The following is a 246-nucleotide window of genomic DNA, read 5'->3' on the forward strand; positions in this document are numbered from 1 at the left end:
CGACCGGGATGCCGGCGTCCCGGAGCTTCGCGACCGGCGCGACGCCCCAGCCCATCGGCACGTCGCAGCCGGGCGCGTGCGTCGCCGTGACCCCGGCCGCCGCGAGCCGGGCGATCTCGTCGTCGGTGACCCCGCACAGGTGGGCGAGGGTGACGTCGGGGGCCAGCCAGCCCCAGTCCTCGAGCAGGTCGAGCGGACGGCGGCCGTAGCGGTCGAGCGCGATCTCGACGTCGACGACCTCGTTCG

General features: G+C 76.4%; 1 pseudogene. It reads right to left on the reverse strand.

Annotation, left to right across the window (positions count from 1 at the left end):
- A pseudogene (locus ACZ3HG_RS24545) lies at window positions 1-246 on the reverse strand (8-oxoguanine deaminase); the annotation flags it as partial.

The sequence above is a fragment of the Erwinia sp. PME.40.26/001 genome, from assembly GCF_055556675.1.